The organism is Roseibium sp. MB-4 (assembly GCF_053005265.1).
Window position 1 is genome coordinate 1,392,552 of the sequence record NZ_JBRKQB010000001.1, and the last position, 16,507, is coordinate 1,409,058.

At 56.9% G+C, this 16,507-nt stretch carries 16 protein-coding genes; 13 read left to right on the forward strand and 3 right to left on the reverse strand.

Annotated elements, in window-relative coordinates; all coding sequences use genetic code 11:
* Window position 1: 1 nt before the first annotated feature.
* The 7 genes from ACVDG4_RS06435 (at window position 2) to ACVDG4_RS06465 (ending at window position 6,686) form a co-directional block, all read left to right on the forward strand.
* Window positions 2-547, forward strand: a complete 546-nt coding sequence (locus tag ACVDG4_RS06435; protein ID WP_286182966.1) for a slr1658 superfamily regulator — start codon at window positions 2-4, stop codon at window positions 545-547.
* Window positions 548-578: 31 nt separating this feature from the next.
* The gene (locus ACVDG4_RS06440; RefSeq protein WP_055671004.1) at window positions 579-917 is read left to right on the forward strand and encodes a slr1659 superfamily regulator; all 339 of its coding nucleotides are present in this window, start codon (window positions 579-581) and stop codon (window positions 915-917) included.
* Window positions 918-992: 75 nt separating this feature from the next.
* Window positions 993-1,370 carry a hypothetical protein gene (locus ACVDG4_RS06445; protein WP_447234420.1) on the forward strand — a complete coding sequence of 126 codons (378 nt, stop codon included), beginning with the start codon at window positions 993-995 and terminating at the stop codon, window positions 1,368-1,370.
* A gap of 181 nt (window positions 1,371-1,551) precedes the next feature.
* Window positions 1,552-2,415, forward strand: coding sequence for a MurR/RpiR family transcriptional regulator (locus tag ACVDG4_RS06450; protein WP_447234421.1), 864 nt, complete (start codon window positions 1,552-1,554; stop codon window positions 2,413-2,415).
* Window positions 2,416-2,467: 52 nt separating this feature from the next.
* Entirely contained in the window at window positions 2,468-3,436 is a 969-nt protein-coding gene (locus tag ACVDG4_RS06455; RefSeq protein WP_208326741.1) for a TAXI family TRAP transporter solute-binding subunit, read from the forward strand.
* 182 nt (window positions 3,437-3,618) lie between these two features.
* Window positions 3,619-6,258 carry a TRAP transporter permease gene (locus tag ACVDG4_RS06460; RefSeq protein ID WP_133950759.1) on the forward strand — a complete coding sequence of 880 codons (2,640 nt, stop codon included), beginning with the start codon at window positions 3,619-3,621 and terminating at the stop codon, window positions 6,256-6,258.
* Complete coding sequence (locus tag ACVDG4_RS06465) at window positions 6,255-6,686, forward strand: universal stress protein (protein ID WP_133950761.1); 432 nt, start codon at window positions 6,255-6,257, stop codon at window positions 6,684-6,686. Before ACVDG4_RS06460 ends, ACVDG4_RS06465 begins: the two co-directional genes overlap by 4 nt.
* Window positions 6,687-6,734: 48 nt before the next feature.
* Here the strand turns inward: ACVDG4_RS06465 and ACVDG4_RS06470 are convergent, their stop codons facing one another.
* A complete protein-coding gene (locus ACVDG4_RS06470) occupies window positions 6,735-7,511 on the reverse strand; it encodes a DUF3108 domain-containing protein (RefSeq protein WP_447234422.1) in 777 nt (258 codons plus the stop codon).
* A 294-nt stretch (window positions 7,512-7,805) separates the two neighbouring features.
* On the opposite strand from ACVDG4_RS06470, the gene yghU reads away from it, so the two are divergent.
* Window positions 7,806-8,681 (forward strand): glutathione-dependent disulfide-bond oxidoreductase, encoded by an 876-nt coding sequence (gene yghU, locus ACVDG4_RS06475; RefSeq protein WP_447234423.1) that lies wholly within the window; start codon window positions 7,806-7,808, stop codon window positions 8,679-8,681.
* Window positions 8,682-8,793: 112 nt separating this feature from the next.
* Here yghU and ACVDG4_RS06480 read toward each other — a convergent pair whose 3' ends face one another.
* Window positions 8,794-9,780: a GlxA family transcriptional regulator gene (locus tag ACVDG4_RS06480; protein ID WP_447234424.1), complete on the reverse strand. Its 987-nt coding sequence runs from the start codon at window positions 9,778-9,780 to the stop codon at window positions 8,794-8,796.
* Between the two features lie 199 nt (window positions 9,781-9,979).
* A complete protein-coding gene (locus tag ACVDG4_RS06485) occupies window positions 9,980-10,636 on the reverse strand; it encodes a GntR family transcriptional regulator (RefSeq protein ID WP_420338131.1) in 657 nt (218 codons plus the stop codon).
* Between the two features lie 139 nt (window positions 10,637-10,775).
* Between ACVDG4_RS06485 and dctP the strand changes: the two genes are divergently transcribed.
* From dctP to ACVDG4_RS06510, 5 genes are all read left to right on the forward strand, one after another.
* Window positions 10,776-11,762, forward strand: coding sequence for a TRAP transporter substrate-binding protein DctP (gene dctP / locus ACVDG4_RS06490; RefSeq protein ID WP_208326742.1), 987 nt, complete (start codon window positions 10,776-10,778; stop codon window positions 11,760-11,762).
* Window positions 11,763-11,830: 68 nt separating this feature from the next.
* Window positions 11,831-12,379 (forward strand): TRAP transporter small permease, encoded by a 549-nt coding sequence (locus ACVDG4_RS06495; protein ID WP_447234425.1) that lies wholly within the window; start codon window positions 11,831-11,833, stop codon window positions 12,377-12,379.
* Window positions 12,379-13,695, forward strand: a complete 1,317-nt coding sequence (locus tag ACVDG4_RS06500; RefSeq protein WP_133950773.1) for a TRAP transporter large permease — start codon at window positions 12,379-12,381, stop codon at window positions 13,693-13,695. Before ACVDG4_RS06495 ends, ACVDG4_RS06500 begins: the two co-directional genes overlap by 1 nt.
* On the forward strand, window positions 13,692-14,969 hold the full coding sequence (locus tag ACVDG4_RS06505) for a malonyl-CoA decarboxylase (protein ID WP_447234426.1): 1,278 nt from the start codon (window positions 13,692-13,694) through the stop codon (window positions 14,967-14,969). The genes ACVDG4_RS06500 and ACVDG4_RS06505 overlap by 4 nt, the downstream gene beginning before the upstream one ends.
* A complete protein-coding gene (locus tag ACVDG4_RS06510) occupies window positions 14,950-16,473 on the forward strand; it encodes a malonate--CoA ligase (RefSeq protein WP_447234427.1) in 1,524 nt (507 codons plus the stop codon). The genes ACVDG4_RS06505 and ACVDG4_RS06510 overlap by 20 nt, the downstream gene beginning before the upstream one ends.
* Window positions 16,474-16,507: the final 34 nt, after the last annotated feature.

Genomic DNA, 16,507 nt, shown 5'->3' on the forward strand with positions numbered 1-16,507 from the left:
TATGACAGTGACATTCGGACACGCCGAGCTGACGAATGGGCCGTCAGCAACCACGCTCCACATCACCCTCGCCGCAGAACCGCTGGAGCTGAGCTGGCAACACTGCGGAACAACCTCCGATTTTCTTGGCGATTATTTTGCAAAATGCTGTGCAAAGGGGGTCGATCAGGTCGACGCCCGGCACAGCATCGGCTACTTGCTGAACGAAATATTGGAGAATGCAGTGAAGTTCCGCCACGATGGCAACATCGAGATCAGCTGCTCACTGGACGGAAATCATTTCGAATCCGAGATTTCCAATGTGATTGATCCGGCCACGGCGGAGAAGTTTCAGGAGCTCTTGACGGAAATCCTGGCACGAGACCCAGGCGAACTTCTGCTGGAACGCATTGAAGCCAACGCGACCGATCTGGACTCCTCCGGGTCCGGACTTGGGCTTTTGACGCTAATGAGCGATTATGATGCAAAACTCGGCTGGCGCTTCACACCGGATGCCAGTAATGGTTCGGTCAACTTGAAAACTGTAGCTGCGCTGACATTCTCCTGAGCGCATACATAATTCCGAGGGAACGATTAGAATGGAAATCAGCACCAACGACTACCGTGTCTGGGCAGAAGGGTCGAAGATCCATTATGAAGGCACGATGCGTCTGTCTGGTACGGAGGCGTATGCGCCAATCCTGGAACTCATGAACAATGTGCTCGATTCCAAACCGGAAGAAATCGTACTTGACCTGACCGGTCTGGAATTCCTCAACAGTTCCGGCATCAACCTCCTGGCAAAATTCACCATCGAGATCCGCAAGCAACCGGAAATCGGCGTGCGTGTTCTCGGCTCCAAAGCCATTCCATGGCAGTCCAAGTCCCTGCGTAACCTTCAGCGTCTGCACAAGTCTCTCGAGTTGCAAATCAACTGACGGCTGCACATCGCAGCGGCCGGGAAATCGGACATGATCAGCGGACGCCACATTCCCGCAAAAGGAAAAGCCCTCATGGCACTTTTGTGCCTGGGGCTTTCCGCATGCCAGACCTCGACCAATCCCGAATTCAAAAGCACTTATGTCGGCAAACCGTCGGCAGACTTCTTCCTCAAATACGGCCTGCCATCCGACGTGATTGCCTATGATGCAATCCCGAAAGGAGCCGATCCGATCAACTACCCGGGCGGAGACCCCAAGGAGCTCGTTTATTATTGGTCGTCCATCAACGAGCGGACCTATACGGAAAAGAAGAACCCGAAGCCGCTGAAAGACGAATGCAATCTGGCGATCCTGACGCGGGCTGACGGCAAAATCCTCCGGATGGAAGTCCAGAGCACTTCCATGCCGCTTGAGAAGGTGAAGGCGTACTGCGAGACCATCGTCGAGTAGCCGGCACCTGCACTCTGCGATTCCCCTTTACATTTCCTATGTTTCAACACCCTTTTGCCGGTCCCGAAGCACGCTTTGTCACCCAACGTGACCCGACTAATCTCCTATGCAAAATTTCGAATACGACGAAACAATTGTTTCAGAAATTGACAATCAAAAAAACAAATGAAACAGTGCGCGCATGACATCTGCGCGACCACAAATCCGAGCTGCCATCACAGCAAATTACGCTGATCTCAGCGAGACCTTGCGGACGGCCGCGGATTACCTTGCAGACAACCAACTTGAAATCGCAACGCGCAGCCTGCGGGCGATCGCCGCCGCAAGCGGTGTCTCCCCTGCCAGCTATACCCGGCTCGCACGGGCCATCGGTTTCACCGACTACGAATCCTTGCGCGAACAGGCGCGGATGGAACTGAGCCAGCGCGGCAGCAGTTTTCAGGACAAGGCCCGTCAGCTTCGAAACGAGGCGGATCAGCCCTTGTTGCCCCGTCAGGCGGCGGCCTGTGTTGACAACATCAAGGCGCTCGTCGACGACATTGATCCGGTTCGGTTGGAACAGGTTGTCGACTGCCTGTCAAAAGCGCGCAGAACCGTTGTTGTCGGCGCGCTCGCATCAGCCGGCTTTGCCGATTACTTCGCGTACCTCGCCAACTGGTTCAACGACCGCTGGATCGTGGCAGGGCGCAATGGCGCGTCCCTGGGCGGTGCACTTGCAAGTCTGACCAAGGACGATTGCATCGTAATCGTGTCTAAACACCCATATGCCCACCGCTCGGTCCGGGCGGCGGAACTAGCAGCAGAAAACGGTGCGAAAGTGATCGTCCTGACCGACAGTCATGCGTTTCCAGGGTTGCAATTCGCAGACCATCACTTCATTCAGCGCACTGAAAGTCCACACTTTTTCTCATCTTACGCGGCCACGCTCGTTCTCATTGAGACCATTACGGGCATGCTGGTCGCGCGAGCCGGTTCCGAGGCGGAAGCCCGGATCCAAAATGTCGACAGGCACAATCGCTTGCTCGATGAACTTGAAAATGTCTAGGGTGGCTGGACCGCTCTGGAACAAAAACTGAAATAGAGGGAAGCCTAGTCAAATGATGATGAAACTGAACCTTGCAGGTGCTGTTCTTGCGACCAGCATCGCCTTCACCGGCGCAGCTGCCGCGGAAGAATTCATCACCATCGGCACCGGCGGTGTCACAGGTGTTTATTACCCGACCGGTGGCGCAATCTGCCGCCTGGTGAACCGGGATCGCAAAGACCACGGCATCCGCTGCTCGGTCGAATCCACTGGTGGTTCTGTGTACAACATCAACACCATCCGTGAAGGCGAGCTGGAGTTTGGTGTTGCCCAGTCTGACTGGCAGTTCCATGCCTACAACGGCACATCCAAGTTCGAAGACAAAGGTCCGTTTGAAGAGCTGCGCGCTGTATTCTCCGTACACCCGGAGCCGTTCACTGTTGTGGCTCGCGCAGATTCCGGCATCAAAACTTTTGATGACCTGAAAGGCAAGCGCGTCAACATCGGCAACCCGGGTTCCGGTCAGCGCGGCACCATGGAAGTCCTTATGGAAGCCAAAGGCTGGACTGCGGACGATTTTGCGCTCGCAACCGAGCTGAAAGCTGCCGAGCAGTCCGCAGCTCTGTGTGACAACCAGATCGATGCAATGGTCTACACCGTTGGTCACCCGTCCGGTTCCATCCAGGAAGCCACCACAGCGTGTGACTCCGTACTCGTGACCGTTGGCGGCGACGCTGTCGACAAGCTGGTTGCTGACAACAGCTACTACCGCACCGCCACCATCCCGGGCGGCATGTACCGCGGCAACGATGCTGACACCGGCACCTTCGGTGTAGGCGCAACTTTCGTGACCTCTTCCAACGTGTCTGAAGACACCGTTTACACCCTGGTCAAGTCGGTCTTCGAAAACTTCGACGCCTTCAAGAAACTGCATCCGGCATTCGCCAACCTGAAGCCGGAAGAAATGGCTCAGGACGGCCTGTCCGCTCCGCTGCATCCAGGTGCTGCGAAGTACTACAAAGAAAAAGGCTGGATCAACTAATCCGACCTTCTGAAACATGGGCCCGGGAGCAAGCTTCCGGGCCTTTTGTCAGCACAGCCATCCCACACAGAAGATCGCGTGCTGTTTTCAAAACATGTCTTTGTCCTGAGCAGCTTCGCTCATAGGATCTTGGGAATTATCGGACCGGCAAATTGGGGGCCGGACAAACGGGGGAACATTTGATGTCTGAAGAGTATCAGGCGAACAAGAAGGCCGGGTCGAGTGGCCTGTCTGAGGAAGAGCTTCAGGAACTGGTCGCAGCGTCCGATTCTGGTTCGCGGAACCCTGCCGGCCCGATTGGGCTCTTTTTGGCAGCTGTCGCATTGGCATGGTCCGCTTTCCAGGTTCTTCTTGCGTCTCCACTCGCCAACTATGTTCTGCCCAGCGACCTGATCAACAACAGCCGCCAGGTCCACCTTGCCTTTGCCATCTTCCTCGCCTTCATGGCCTACCCGGCTTTGAAAAGCAGCCCACGCCATCACATCCCGATCCAGGATTGGATCCTGGCCCTGTCCGGTGCGTTTCTCGCGCTCTACGGCCTCTTCTTCTATGAGAAAATCGTCAACAACGGCGGCCTCGCCGACGACATCGACAAATGGTTTGCGCTCGCAGGCATCTTGATCCTGTTTGAAGCTGCACGCCGGACCCTGGGTCCTGCGATGGCCATCGTCGCCACCGTCTTCCTGCTTTATGTCTTTTTCGGTTCCTCCCAATGGGTCCCTGAAGTCATGCGCTGGAAAGGCGCATCGCTGCAAAAGGCGATGAGCCATATGTGGATCACGTCGGAGGGTGTCTTCGGGATTGCCCTTGGCGTCTCCACCAAGTTCGTATTCCTGTTTGTTCTATTTGGCGCCTTGCTCGATAAAGCGGGCGCGGGCAACTACTTCATCAAGATGGCCTTTGCAGCGCTCGGCCACCTGAAAGGCGGCCCGGCCAAGGCAGCCGTTGTGGGGTCAGCCGCAACGGGCCTCATCTCCGGTTCGTCCATTGCGAACGTTGTGACCACCGGTACTTTCACCATTCCGCTGATGAAGCGGGTTGGCTTTACCAATGAACAGGCCGGTTCCGTTGAAGTTGCGTCGTCCGTGAACGGACAGATCATGCCTCCTGTCATGGGCGCTGCCGCCTTCCTGATGGTGGAATATGTCGGCATTTCCTATGTCGAGGTGATCACCCACGCCTTCCTGCCGGCGGTCATTTCCTACATCGCATTGGTCTACATCGTGCACCTGGAAGCGGTGAAGCGGAACATGCCGACCATCGGCCACAAGACCGTGTCCACCTTGCGTACCGTCCTGGGCATGTTCTTCTTCTTCGCAGGCTTTGCTGCGCTTTGCTACGGCATCAAGTTCCCGATCGGCTGGATTACGGCACTGGTGCCGGATGGCGCCAGCTGGATCCTCGCGGTTCTGGTTTTCGTTGCGTACCTCGTGCTTCTGAAGCTTGCCGCAAGCGTTGACGACCTGCACCCGGACGATCCGAATGCCAAGGACATCGTCCTTCCGGAGATCGCCGACATCTACAAGTCCGGCCTTTACTACCTCCTGCCGATCGTTGTGCTTGTCTACTTCCTGATGATTGAGCAGAAGTCTCCGGGCCTCTCCGCGTTCTGGGCAACCACCCTTCTCTTCGTCATCCTTTTGACCCAGCGGCCGATCAAGGCGATCTTCCGCGGCGAAAACAAGATGGTCGAGGAGTTCAAGGAAGGCGTTGTTGACCTCGCCAAGGGCATGATCGATGGGGCCCGCAACATGATCGGCATCGGTTTGGCAACAGCCACCGCCGGCATCATCGTCGGCACCGTGACTTTGACCGGGATCGGCCAGGTGATGGCCGACCTAGTGGAACTGGTCTCTGGCGGCAATCTTGTTCTGATGCTGGCCTTTGTCGGACTTCTCTCGCTGGTCCTCGGCATGGGACTTCCGACCACGGCGAACTACATCGTGGTGTCCTCGCTGATGGCCGGTGTTGTCGTTGAACTCGGCGCCCAATCCGGCCTGATCGTGCCGCTCATTGCGGTTCACCTGTTCGTCTTCTACTTCGGCATCATGGCGGATGTGACGCCCCCGGTGGGTCTTGCCTCCTTCGCCGCGGCCGCGGTGTCGGGCGGTGATGCGATCAAGACCGGCTTTACAGCGTTCTTCTATTCGCTCAGAACCGTCGCCCTGCCGTTCGTCTTCATCTTCAACACAGATCTGCTTCTGATCGACGTTGGCTGGGGACAGGGTATTCTGGTCTTCATAATGGCAACGATAGCCATTTTGGCCTTCACGGCCGGAACCATGGGCTATTTCGTCACCCGTTCGCGCATCTATGAGAGCATCGCTCTGGTGCTTGTTGCTTTCATCCTGTTCCGTCCGGACTTCTTCATGAACCGGATCCAGCCTCCGTTCGAAATTGTTCAACCGACCAGTTTCGTTGAGGCCGTCGGCAAGGCTAACCCGGGCGATGAAATCCGCATCACCGTGAACGGCCCCGACTTCGATACAGGATCACAGGCGGAAACGACCTTCATCCTGACCGTCGGTGACGAGCCGGATGCAGAAGCCCGCCTGTCCGCTGTTGGTCTGACCGTCTTTGATGAAGACGGCGTGATGAAAATGGATGAACCCTTCCCGGGCACACCGTTCTTCGAAACACTCGGCAACTTCGATTTCTACGGAGATGACCCGGTCCAGATCGCAAAAGCCCAAGTGTCTCTTGAGCAAATGCCGAAGGAGCTGATCTACATCCCGGGCCTTCTGCTGCTTGGCCTGATCTATCTGCTCCAACGCCCGCGGGCCCGTGTCGAGCGCAAGGAAATGGAAGGAGTTCCGGCATGAACAAGACCATCCTTTGCGCCGTTGACATCACGCATCCGGAAGACCGTGAGGTCCTTCAAACGGCCGATAAGCTCGCCCGGCTCGACAATGCGCAGCTCGACGTGATCACCGTGGTGCCGAATTTTGGCGTGACACTTGTGAGCTCTTATTTCGATGAGAACTTCCAGGATCAGATCGTCAACGAGACACAGGAAAAGCTCACCGACATTGTCGGCAGTGTCTTGGGCGAAGAGCGCAACAAGGAGATCCGTCACGTTGTGGCGACGGGCTCCATCTACGAAGAGATCCTGGAGCTGGCCAAACGGACCAACACGGATCTGATCGTGATTGGCGCCCATAAACCACAGCTGCGTGAGTTCCTGCTCGGCCCGAACGCAGCCCGCGTCGTCCGGCATTCCAAGTGTTCGGTTTACGTCGTCAGGGTCTGATCTGACAGTACAGACACAAACAAAGGGCCGGAATTTTCCGGCCCTTTTTTAGTTCAACTTCTTGAAACGGACATTCTGGATATTGAGCGGCCCAACGGGTGTCATAAGGCTGGCTCTGTAAAGCAGAAGATACGGTTTCCCGGGCACCTCGGCCAAGTGGATCTCCATTGAGGTATTGGCTTCCAATTGCTGGATGGTCCTCCGGTTCGGCCGGTGACCAGCAATCGCCTTATACCGCGCAGAGCACGTGAGGACACCACCGGAATAGCCCTTCCGGCCACCGCGTTTTTGATACTTCGTCTTGTAGTCGAGCACGAGGTCGTAGCGGTCACGGCCGTCATAAATCGGGATAGTACGCTTGCAGCTGTCCGGGTGCAGGCCCTTCGGTGCTGGCAACAAAACCGCAGTCAGAGGGTCAATGACGCCGCGCTTGTGTGCATCGGTCACCTTGATCCGCTCGTTCATCCGGTCCTGGGCTGGGTGGATCTTTGTTCCCGTGACAGCGCCATTCGCCATCGAGAGTGAAACAGTATTCGGTTTGCCATCTTCTTCGGCCTGCATCGAAAACGAAGCGGGACTCAGCCCTTGTGGCGATACAGAACCCGTTGCGAGCACATTGCCGGAGCCATCAGACACAAAATTGCCGAAGGCTGCCATCTTGCCCTGCCCGTGGATCTTGTAGGATTGGTCCTGAAGATCGACGGAAAGCGCGCCCTCGCCGATCTTCAAACCCGTCAGCGAGATGTCGTATTTCACATAAAGGCTGCTCGCCTCGACCGGCATGGCAACAAAGCAAAGTGCTGCGGCAAGTGATTTCAGGTGCATCGGGCTCCCCTTCGTTCCGGCTCCTCGTCATATCTGAAAAAGAGATTGCCCGATGATTTGGGCGCCAGTACGGAGAGTTGGTTCATCTGACATTCATGTTGCCAGCGCTCCGCGATACACCTGATCGTTCAAAGAACGTTGCACAACGTTCCAAAGATAAGCGGATTTGGAAAGGATGCTGTTGCATTACCTCCGCTGGCGCCTATCTGATCGTAATAATGCGATGACTTGAGGTGTCACACCGTTTCGTCGCGACGAGATCGACCAATATCCGGTTCTGGAGACATTGACCAAATGAGCGATACGACCACTTACACCCCGCCGAAAGTCTGGACCTGGGAGCAGCCGAGCGGCGGCCAGTTCGCCAGCATCAACCGGCCGGTCTCCGGTTCCACGCATGAAAAGGAATTGCCGGTTGGCAAACATCCTTTGCAGCTCTATTCGCTTGCCACACCGAACGGCGTCAAGGTCACCTTGATGCTGGAGGAACTGCTCGCCCTCGGGCATAAGGGCGCAGAATATGACGCCTGGTTGATCAAGATTGGCGACGGCGATCAGTTCGGAAGCGGCTTTGTTGGCGCAAACCCCAATTCCAAGATCCCGGCCCTGGTCGATCACAGCACGCCTGCCAAAACCCGCGTCTTCGAATCTGCGTCAATCCTAATGTACCTCGCCGAGAAATTTGGTGAATTCCTGCCGGCAGAAGGCCCTGAGCGGACAGAAACCCTCAACTGGCTGTTCTGGCAGATGGGCTCTGCGCCCTATCTCGGCGGCGGTTTCGGTCACTTCTACGCCTATGCGCCAAAAAAATTCCAGTATCCGATCGATCGTTTCTCAATGGAGGCCAAGCGGCAGTTGGACGTGCTGGACAAGGCGCTCGCCGAGCGGCCCTTCATTGCGGGCGAAAATTATTCGATCGCTGATATGGCAATCTGGCCGTGGTACGGCGGGCTGGTGTTGGGCCGTCTTTACAGCGCAGCGGAATTCCTCTCCGTCCATGAATACAAGAACCTCGTTGCCTGGGCCGAAAAAATTGACGCTCGTCCGGCAGCAATCCGCGGACGCATGGTCAACCGGGTCTTTGGGGACGAAAGCGGTCAGCTCGCTGAACGGCACGATGCCTCCGACATTGACGCGCAGTTGGAGATTGCCAAGGCCGCCGCTGAATAAACGGCTTTAGAGGCGATTTGCAAAAAGGCGGCTCAAACGGGCCGCCTTTTTCTTATCCGAACAAAACCAACCGGGATCAAACGGCGGCAGCTTAACCAGAGCACCATAGAAGCTATCGCATCCTTTTGCGGCGCTGCGTCGGTGTCTCTCCATATTCCGCTTTGTAGGCGAGCGAAAAGGATCCCGCGGAGCCAAACCCGCATGAAAGCGCGATCTCGATCTGTTGCAGATGGGTCTCCACGACGAGCGCATGCGCCTTCTTCAAGCGAATTTTCTTATAGAGTTTCGACGGTGTCGTGTTGAAGTAGACTGTAAACAACCGCTCCAGGTGACGCGTTGACAGGCCGACTTCCTTAGCGACGTCTGCAAGACGTAGAGGCTGTTCGATGTTGGCCTCCATGAGCCGCAGGGCATTCTGCAAGCGCTTTTCAAAGTAACTGGAGCTGTAACTGCTGCCTTTGGGCTGTTCCGATGAGAACCCCCGGACGCGATCCAGCACAAGCAAACTGGCGATCTCAGCACACTGCCGCCGGTCCAATTGACCTTCCAGGACGCCGATCATCGCTTCGAGCGTATGACCGTGACCGGCGCAGGTCAGGACAGTGCCATGTGTTTCCACCAGACTGTCTGTCAGTTTCGGATAGGAGCCAACTTCCTGCAAAAGAGACACGTCACGCCAGTGCGCGGTCGTTGGCGCATCGAGGTTATTGACCGACCTCACATATTGACGGGACGCGTCCGAAAGGAGAATGACCCGTCTTTGCAATTGTTGCATCGCCCGCAGACGAGCCAGCCATGCTTCCGGATTGCTGGTCCGGCCGCAAATGACAACCAGACAATCGCACAAATACTGACCGCTGATGGCGGGAGCCGCACGGACAATCAAGTCTGAGCTGCTTGTTACCAGACCTGGTTCGTCAGAGATGATTTTCCAGGAATAGACGTCATTGTTGAGAATATCGTTTGCGGTGCGCAGTACTGTGGTAACCGCCGAAAGTTCCAGGTCCGAAAACCCGGGCTGAACAAAGATCTCAAAAACGACCTGTTCGCCCTCTTCGAACTTCGCGTCTTTGGTTCGGACTTCAGCTCTCTGGTTCATGTGATTGATGCTAGCAACTCAAGCCAAATCATTTCGGTCTTCAGATTACTCATCTACATCAAAGCAAGGAGCGCCCGAAGTACTTTATTTCAGGAGGTCGGTGTGACCCACGCTGCCATACTGTTTCCGCGATAGATTGAGGGGTCCAACAGGCGTGCTCGGTCGAAGCCGCGCAGGTCACTTGCGGACTTGAAGTGACCTATTCAGCTGCGTGCTTCAGGCTGGCCATGAGATGGTGGAATTTTTCGCCCTGAACCGCGACGTGGCCCCGGATGGCCGCAGCTGCGGCTTCGCCATCCCCTTTTTCCAATGCAGTCACGATAGCTTTGTGCTCGGCCATGGATTGCGGCAAGCGCCCTCTTGCCCTGAGCTGCATCCGGCGGAAGGGTTGAAGGCGCCGGTAAAGCCGGAGGCATTCCTGCTCCAGAAAACCGTTGCCGGACTGCCGGTACAAAATGGCGTGGAAGCGTTCGTTTTCCAGATAATAACCATCCGTGTCCTGGGCAGCGACCGCCTCATCACAGCGCGCATTGGCGGCATGAAGGTCCGACAAGGCTTGATCCGTGATGCGGCTTGCGGCGAGACGCGCGCAGACAGCTTCCAATTCGGCCATCACTTCGAACATTTCCAGAAGCTCGACCGGACCCGGTTGACGCACAAAGACACCACGCCGGGGGATCTGTTCCACAAGACCGGACTGCGAGAGACGCTGCAAAGCTTCCCGGACCGGGGTGCGTGAGACTTCAAACCGCTCGGCGAGCTGGACTTCATCCAAACGCGCGCCATCTTTGTAAGTGCCCTCTAAAATGAGGCCCTCCAATTCGTCGGCGATCAGATCTGCACGTTTCCTATCCATGCCGCTGACATAAACACACCTATTCCCTGCACGCAATAATTTCCATCTTGTATACAAAAAATTTGACGGAGAATACATTCGGTGCAAGGATGCCTCCCGAGCTTGACCAAACGTCACACGCTCTTTGGGAGGAACAACAATGACCATGAAACTGACATCTGCCGTTGCAGCTGCCGCGCTGCTCGGTTCTGCTTTTGCAGCCAATGCCACGGAACTGCGCCTGTCGCACCAGTGGTCCACCAGCGATGTGCGCCACAAGGTGGCGGAAATCGTCGCCAACGAAGTCGCCGCTGCCGACGTGGATCTTGAAATCAAGATCTTCCCGTCAAAGTCCCTGTTCAAGCCGCGCGAACAGTACAAGCCGCTCAGCCGCGGCCAGCTCGATATGACTGTGTTTCCGCTGAGCTATGCCGGCGGCCAGCAGCCTGCCTACAACCTCACCTTGATGCCAGGTCTGGTGAAGAACCACGACCACGCAGCCCGTCTCAACGAAAGCCCGTTCATGGGCAAGATCGAAGAGATCATGGCCGGCGATGACGTGATGGTTCTGGTTCACGGCTATCTCGCTGGCGGCTTTGTCGGCAAAGACAAATGCATCACCGCTCCGGAGCATGTGAAGGGGCAACAGACCCGTGCGGCGGGTAAGGCATTTGAACAAATGCTGGCAGGTGCCGGCGCGTCGATTGCTTCCATGGCGTCGTCAGAAATCTACAACGCGATGCAGACCGGCGTTCTGACAGCCGCGAACACCTCGTCCTCATCCTTCGTCAGCTATCGGATCTACGAGCAGGTCAAGTGCTACACACCGGCCAGCGACTTCGCTCTTTGGTTCATGTATCAGCCGCTCTTGATGAACAAATCTACCTATGACGGCCTGAACGACGCTCAAAAAGCAGCGCTGCAGGCAGGCGCCGCCAAGGCTGAGGCGTTCTATCTGGAGGAAGCCAAGAAGCAGGATGCGGCTTCCGCCGATATCTTTGCAGAAAATGGCGTTGAGATCGCGCAGATGAGCCAGGAAGAGTTTGACGCCTGGCGGGCCCTTGCGCAAGAAACCTCCTACAAGGCCTTCATCGAGCAAACCCCGGGCGGCCAGGAGCTCCTGGATATGGCTCTGTCAGTGCAATAAGTCTTTGACCGGGGCGGTGTCACACCGCCCCGCCTCTCGCTACCCTTTTTCATTTTCGGGAGTTCCCCATGGCGGGTCACAGCTCGGCAGCCGTTGCGCGTGCCGGTAACAACCCCTTTTTGCGTGCTGTCGCGGCCATTTCGACCGTTGCAGGCTGGTGCTCGGCAGCCATGATCGTCGCCGCCGTTGCGATCACCTGCCAGATGATCTTTGTCCGGTTTGTCTTGAACGGATCGACGGTCTGGCAGACCGAAGCGGTCATCTATCTGGTGATTGCCGCCACGCTTGTCGGCTTGCCGTATGTCCAGCGGCTGCGCGGCCACGTCAATGTGGATCTGGTGCCGCTGTCGCTGAAGCCTCGGGCTCGGTTTTTTCTCGCGCTGATTACCCTCTCGCTGTCGATCCTAATTGTTGGAGTGATGTTGTTTTACGGCTTTGAATACTGGCACTTTGCCTGGGACCGCGGCTGGCGCTCAGACACGGTGTGGGGCGTCCGGCTTTGGATACCGTACCTCTCCTTGCCCGTCGGATTCGGCCTGCTTCTTTTGCAGCTGATTGCCGATCTGGTCGCCGTCATCACACGGGTTGATCGCCCGTTTGGCCTGGAGGACGCATAATGGACCCGCTTCTCCTCGGCGCATTGGTCGCCTTCTTCACCATCTTCGTCCTGTTTTCCGGTGTCTCGGTCGCGCTGGGGCTTCTAATTGTCTCAGCCGGGTTCCTGATCATCTTCGACGGCATGCGGTCCCTCGAACTGATGCCAGAAATCCTGTTCGGCAAGCTTGACAACTTCGCACTCCTCTCGATCCCGATGTTCATTATAATGGGCGCTTCAATCGCGTCCACGCGCGCTGGTGCCGACCTTTATGAAGCGTTGGAACGTTGGCTCACCCGCGTTCCCGGCGGGTTGGTCGTCTCCAACCTTGGCGCCTGCGCGCTGTTTGCTGCCATGTCCGGGTCCAGCCCGGCAACGTGTGCGGCAATTGGCAAGATGGGCATTCCGGAAATGCGCAAGCGCGGCTATCCGGACGGCGTTGCGGCCGGGTCGATCGCAGCTGGCGGAACACTCGGCATCCTGATCCCGCCATCGGTCACGATGATCGTGTACGGCATTGCGACCGAAACCTCGATTGGACGCCTGTTCCTTGCCGGTGTCATTCCGGGTCTGTTGCTGGTTGGCCTCTTCATGGCATGGTCGCTCTATTCCACCTGGCGCTCCGGAGATGCCTCTGTCCTGAGTGCCGGCAGCTACACCTGGAAGCAGCGTTTTGAAATCCTGCCTCGGGTCCTGCCCTTCCTCGCGATCATCGTCGGCGTGCTCTACGCCATGTATGGCGGCATTGCGACACCTTCGGAAACAGCGGCCGTCGGCGCGCTGATGTGTCTGATAATCGCAATGGTGATCTACAAACTCTGGAACCCGGGAGATCTTTGGGTTGTGCTGCGCGACAGCACCAAGGAAAGCGTGATGATCTTGTTCATCATCGCTGCTGCCGGCGTGTTTTCCTACATGCTGTCGTCACTGTTCATCACGCAGGCAATTGCCGAATGGATCGGCACTCTGGATGTGAACCGCTGGGTGCTGATGGGCGCCGTCAACATCTTTCTCTTGATTGCCGGCTTCTTCCTGCCACCGGTTGCCGTGATCCTGATGGCAGCCCCTATCCTGTTGCCGATCATCACAACGGCCGGATTTGATCCGATCTGGTTTGCCGTTGTCCTGACGATCAACATGGAGATCGGCTTGATATCGCCACCAGTCGGCCTCAACTTGTACGTCATCAATGGCATTGCACCGGATATCTCGCTGAAGACCATCCTTAAGGGGTCCTTGCCCTTTGTGGGATGTATGGTCGTCGCAATCATCCTGTTATGCATCTTCCCGGGACTGGCAACGTGGTTGCCGGATGCTGTGATGGGACCAACACGATGACCCTTTTGGCCGATCTGCTGTCTTCGATCTTTGACCGCCGGTACCGGACCTTTCTTCCCGGAAGCTCCGACAACCGGCCCATGGAGGAACTTACTTCCGCGCTTTTGGGTGCGTCGGGCGAGGTTTCGGGCAGCACCATCGCCCGGATCATCCTCGACCGGTATGAAACTGCGGAGGAAGACGAAAAACTGTCCTTTTTCCGGCACTTGGCCGAAGACATGGCGGTCTCACCTCAAGACCTTCGCGCGGCACTTGAGACCTATGAAAAGGGGCAAACGAAAACCAGCTACGAAACCTTGGTCCGTGCAGCCGAACCACGCCGGCAGGAACTGATCCGCCGGCTCAACCAGGTGCCGGACGCCACCCGGTCCTTGGTTGCCATGCGCGCCGATCTCCTGCGCTTCAGCAAGGAGGACGACGCCCTTCAGGCGCTCAACGTCGACTTTGGCCATCTGTTTGCCAGCTGGTTCAACAGAGGGTTCCTCGTGCTCAGACCGATCAATTGGGAAAGCCCGGCCAATATCCTTGAAAAGATCATTGAATATGAAGCGGTGCACGCCATCGACAGCTGGGATGATCTGAGACGGCGCCTGCAGCCCGCCGACCGGCGCTGCTTCGCCTTCTTCCACCCCACCATGCCGGATGAACCACTGATCTTTGTGGAAGTCGCTCTCACAAAAGGTGTTCCCTCATCTATCCAAGCGCTGTTGAGCGAAGAACGAGAGCATATTGAGGCAGAAGACGCGAATACGGCGGTCTTCTATTCCATCTCGAACTGCCAAAAGGGGCTGGCGGGGATTTCCTTTGGCAATTCTCTGATCAAACAGGTTGCCGCAGATCTTTCCCTGGAATTGCCGAGCCTGAAAACCTTCGTGACGCTGTCGCCAATTCCGGGTTTCCGGAACTGGATTGAAAAAAACGATTTCGGTCCGCTTCCCGACGATCCAAAACAGCTAAAGGCGCTCGCAGCCCATTATCTGATCGCAGCCAAGCGCCGGAACGGATTGCCGCTTGATCCAGTGGCCCGCTTCCATCTCGGCAACGGCGCGCAGGTCTATCAAGTTCACGCGGACGCCGACCTTTCTGAAAAGGGTCAACAGCAATCCGCCGGCGTGATGGTCAACTACCTTTACAATCTGTCGAAGGTCTCGCAAAACCACGAGCGCTTCGCCACCTCCCATGAAATTGCGGCCTCTTCGGATATCAAGTCGCTCAGCGCGACCGCCGAAAAAACACTCAACAGGAGCCCGACCGATGGCCAACCCGCTCTTTGATCAGCTGTTCGGCAAACACGCCGGCAAGACGACGCCGTTTCTGCATCTGGCAAGCGGGGCCACCCTCACCCATGCCGAGTTCCTGGGACAAGCAGCACAGATTGCCCATGCTCTGACCGAATTCGGATTGAAGCCGGGCGATCGGCTCGCAGCCCAGATTGAAAAGTCGCCCGAGGCACTTGCGCTCTATGCGGCCTGTGCGCAGGCCGGTGTGATCTTCCTTCCGCTCAACACGGCCTACACCGTCGATGAGCTGACCTATTTCATTGAGAACAGCGGTGCTGCGCTTGTTGTCTGCGATGCGCGCAGCGAAGCCGCGCTCACGCCGATTGCAACTGGCCTTGGAGCCAGACTTGCAACGCTGAATGCCGACGGCTCCGGATCTCTAACCGAGACAGCAAAATCCAAACCGGCCACCTTCGATGTTGTCGACCGGTCCGCCGATGACCTGGCAGCCTTTTTGTATACCTCCGGCACGACTGGACGGTCAAAAGGCGCGATGTTGACCCAGGCGAACCTTCTTTCGAACGCTGAAACGCTAACGGACTTTTGGAAGTTCTCCGAGACGGATGTGCTCTTGCACGCCCTGCCGATCTTCCACACCCACGGTCTGTTCGTTGCGACCAATGTGATGCTCGCAGCCGGTGGTTCCATGATCTTCCTGCCGAAGTTCGACCTGGACGCCATGATCGCAAACCTGCCGAAAGCGACCTCGATGATGGGTGTTCCGACGTTCTACACCCGGCTCCTGGACGATGACCGGTTCACCAAAGACCTGACCAGCCACATGCGCCTGTTCATCTCCGGAAGCGCGCCGCTCTTGGCTGAAACCCATGTGCGGTTTGAAGAGCGCACCGGGCACCGGATCCTGGAACGCTATGGCATGACCGAAACCAACATGAACACGTCGAACCCTTATGACGGCGAGCGGCGTGCAGGAACGGTCGGGTTTCCCCTGCCAGGCGTCGACCTCAAAATTACCAACCCGGAGAGCGGCGCCGCCCTGCCGGACGGTGAGGTCGGCCAGATTGAGGTACGCGGAGCAAACGTGTTCAAAGGCTATTGGCAAATGCCGGAGAAGACGGCCGCTGAACTCCGGGAAGACGGGTTCTTCATCACCGGCGACCTCGGCAAGATCGACTCCGACGGCTACGTTCACATCGTTGGCCGGAACAAGGATTTGATCATCTCCGGCGGCTACAACATCTATCCGAAGGAAATCGAGCTGATCCTCGACGAACAACCGGGCGTTCTGGAAAGCGCTGTTATCGGAGTCCCGCATGCAGACTTTGGTGAAACCGTCGTCGGTCTGATTGTTTCGGAGCCCGGTGCAAATCCCGATCTTGATGCCATTCAGGCAGCCGTAAGTGACGGTCTTGCCCGCTTCAAGCACCCACGGAAGCTCATCGTTGTTGACAGTCTGCCGCGCAACACCATGGGCAAGGTGCAAAAGAACATCCTGCGGGACACCTACGCGGATCTGTTTGCGCCGGTAGCCGGATAAATCCCAGCAATCAATAACTGCCTCCCCTGCTCCA

Bases quoted from the DNA above. Each gene is read 5' to 3' on its own strand.
- ACVDG4_RS06470 (WP_447234422.1), bottom strand. From the start codon at position 7,511: ATGCACCTGAAATCACTTGCCGCAGCACTTTGCTTTGTTGCCATGCCG.
- ACVDG4_RS06445 (WP_447234420.1), top strand. From the start codon at position 993: ATGGCACTTTTGTGCCTGGGGCTTTCCGCATGCCAGACCTCGACCAAT.
- ACVDG4_RS06510 (WP_447234427.1), top strand. From the start codon at position 14,950: ATGGCCAACCCGCTCTTTGATCAGCTGTTCGGCAAACACGCCGGCAAG.
- ACVDG4_RS06450 (WP_447234421.1), top strand. From the start codon at position 1,552: ATGACATCTGCGCGACCACAAATCCGAGCTGCCATCACAGCAAATTAC.
- dctP (WP_208326742.1), top strand. From the start codon at position 10,776: ATGACCATGAAACTGACATCTGCCGTTGCAGCTGCCGCGCTGCTCGGT.
- ACVDG4_RS06505 (WP_447234426.1), top strand. From the start codon at position 13,692: ATGACCCTTTTGGCCGATCTGCTGTCTTCGATCTTTGACCGCCGGTAC.
- ACVDG4_RS06485 (WP_420338131.1), bottom strand. From the start codon at position 10,636: ATGGATAGGAAACGTGCAGATCTGATCGCCGACGAATTGGAGGGCCTC.
- ACVDG4_RS06460 (WP_133950759.1), top strand. From the start codon at position 3,619: ATGTCTGAAGAGTATCAGGCGAACAAGAAGGCCGGGTCGAGTGGCCTG.
- ACVDG4_RS06480 (WP_447234424.1), bottom strand. From the start codon at position 9,780: ATGAACCAGAGAGCTGAAGTCCGAACCAAAGACGCGAAGTTCGAAGAG.
- ACVDG4_RS06440 (WP_055671004.1), top strand. From the start codon at position 579: ATGGAAATCAGCACCAACGACTACCGTGTCTGGGCAGAAGGGTCGAAG.
- ACVDG4_RS06495 (WP_447234425.1), top strand. From the start codon at position 11,831: ATGGCGGGTCACAGCTCGGCAGCCGTTGCGCGTGCCGGTAACAACCCC.
- yghU (WP_447234423.1), top strand. From the start codon at position 7,806: ATGAGCGATACGACCACTTACACCCCGCCGAAAGTCTGGACCTGGGAG.
- ACVDG4_RS06465 (WP_133950761.1), top strand. From the start codon at position 6,255: ATGAACAAGACCATCCTTTGCGCCGTTGACATCACGCATCCGGAAGAC.
- ACVDG4_RS06435 (WP_286182966.1), top strand. From the start codon at position 2: ATGACAGTGACATTCGGACACGCCGAGCTGACGAATGGGCCGTCAGCA.
- ACVDG4_RS06455 (WP_208326741.1), top strand. From the start codon at position 2,468: ATGATGATGAAACTGAACCTTGCAGGTGCTGTTCTTGCGACCAGCATC.
- ACVDG4_RS06500 (WP_133950773.1), top strand. From the start codon at position 12,379: ATGGACCCGCTTCTCCTCGGCGCATTGGTCGCCTTCTTCACCATCTTC.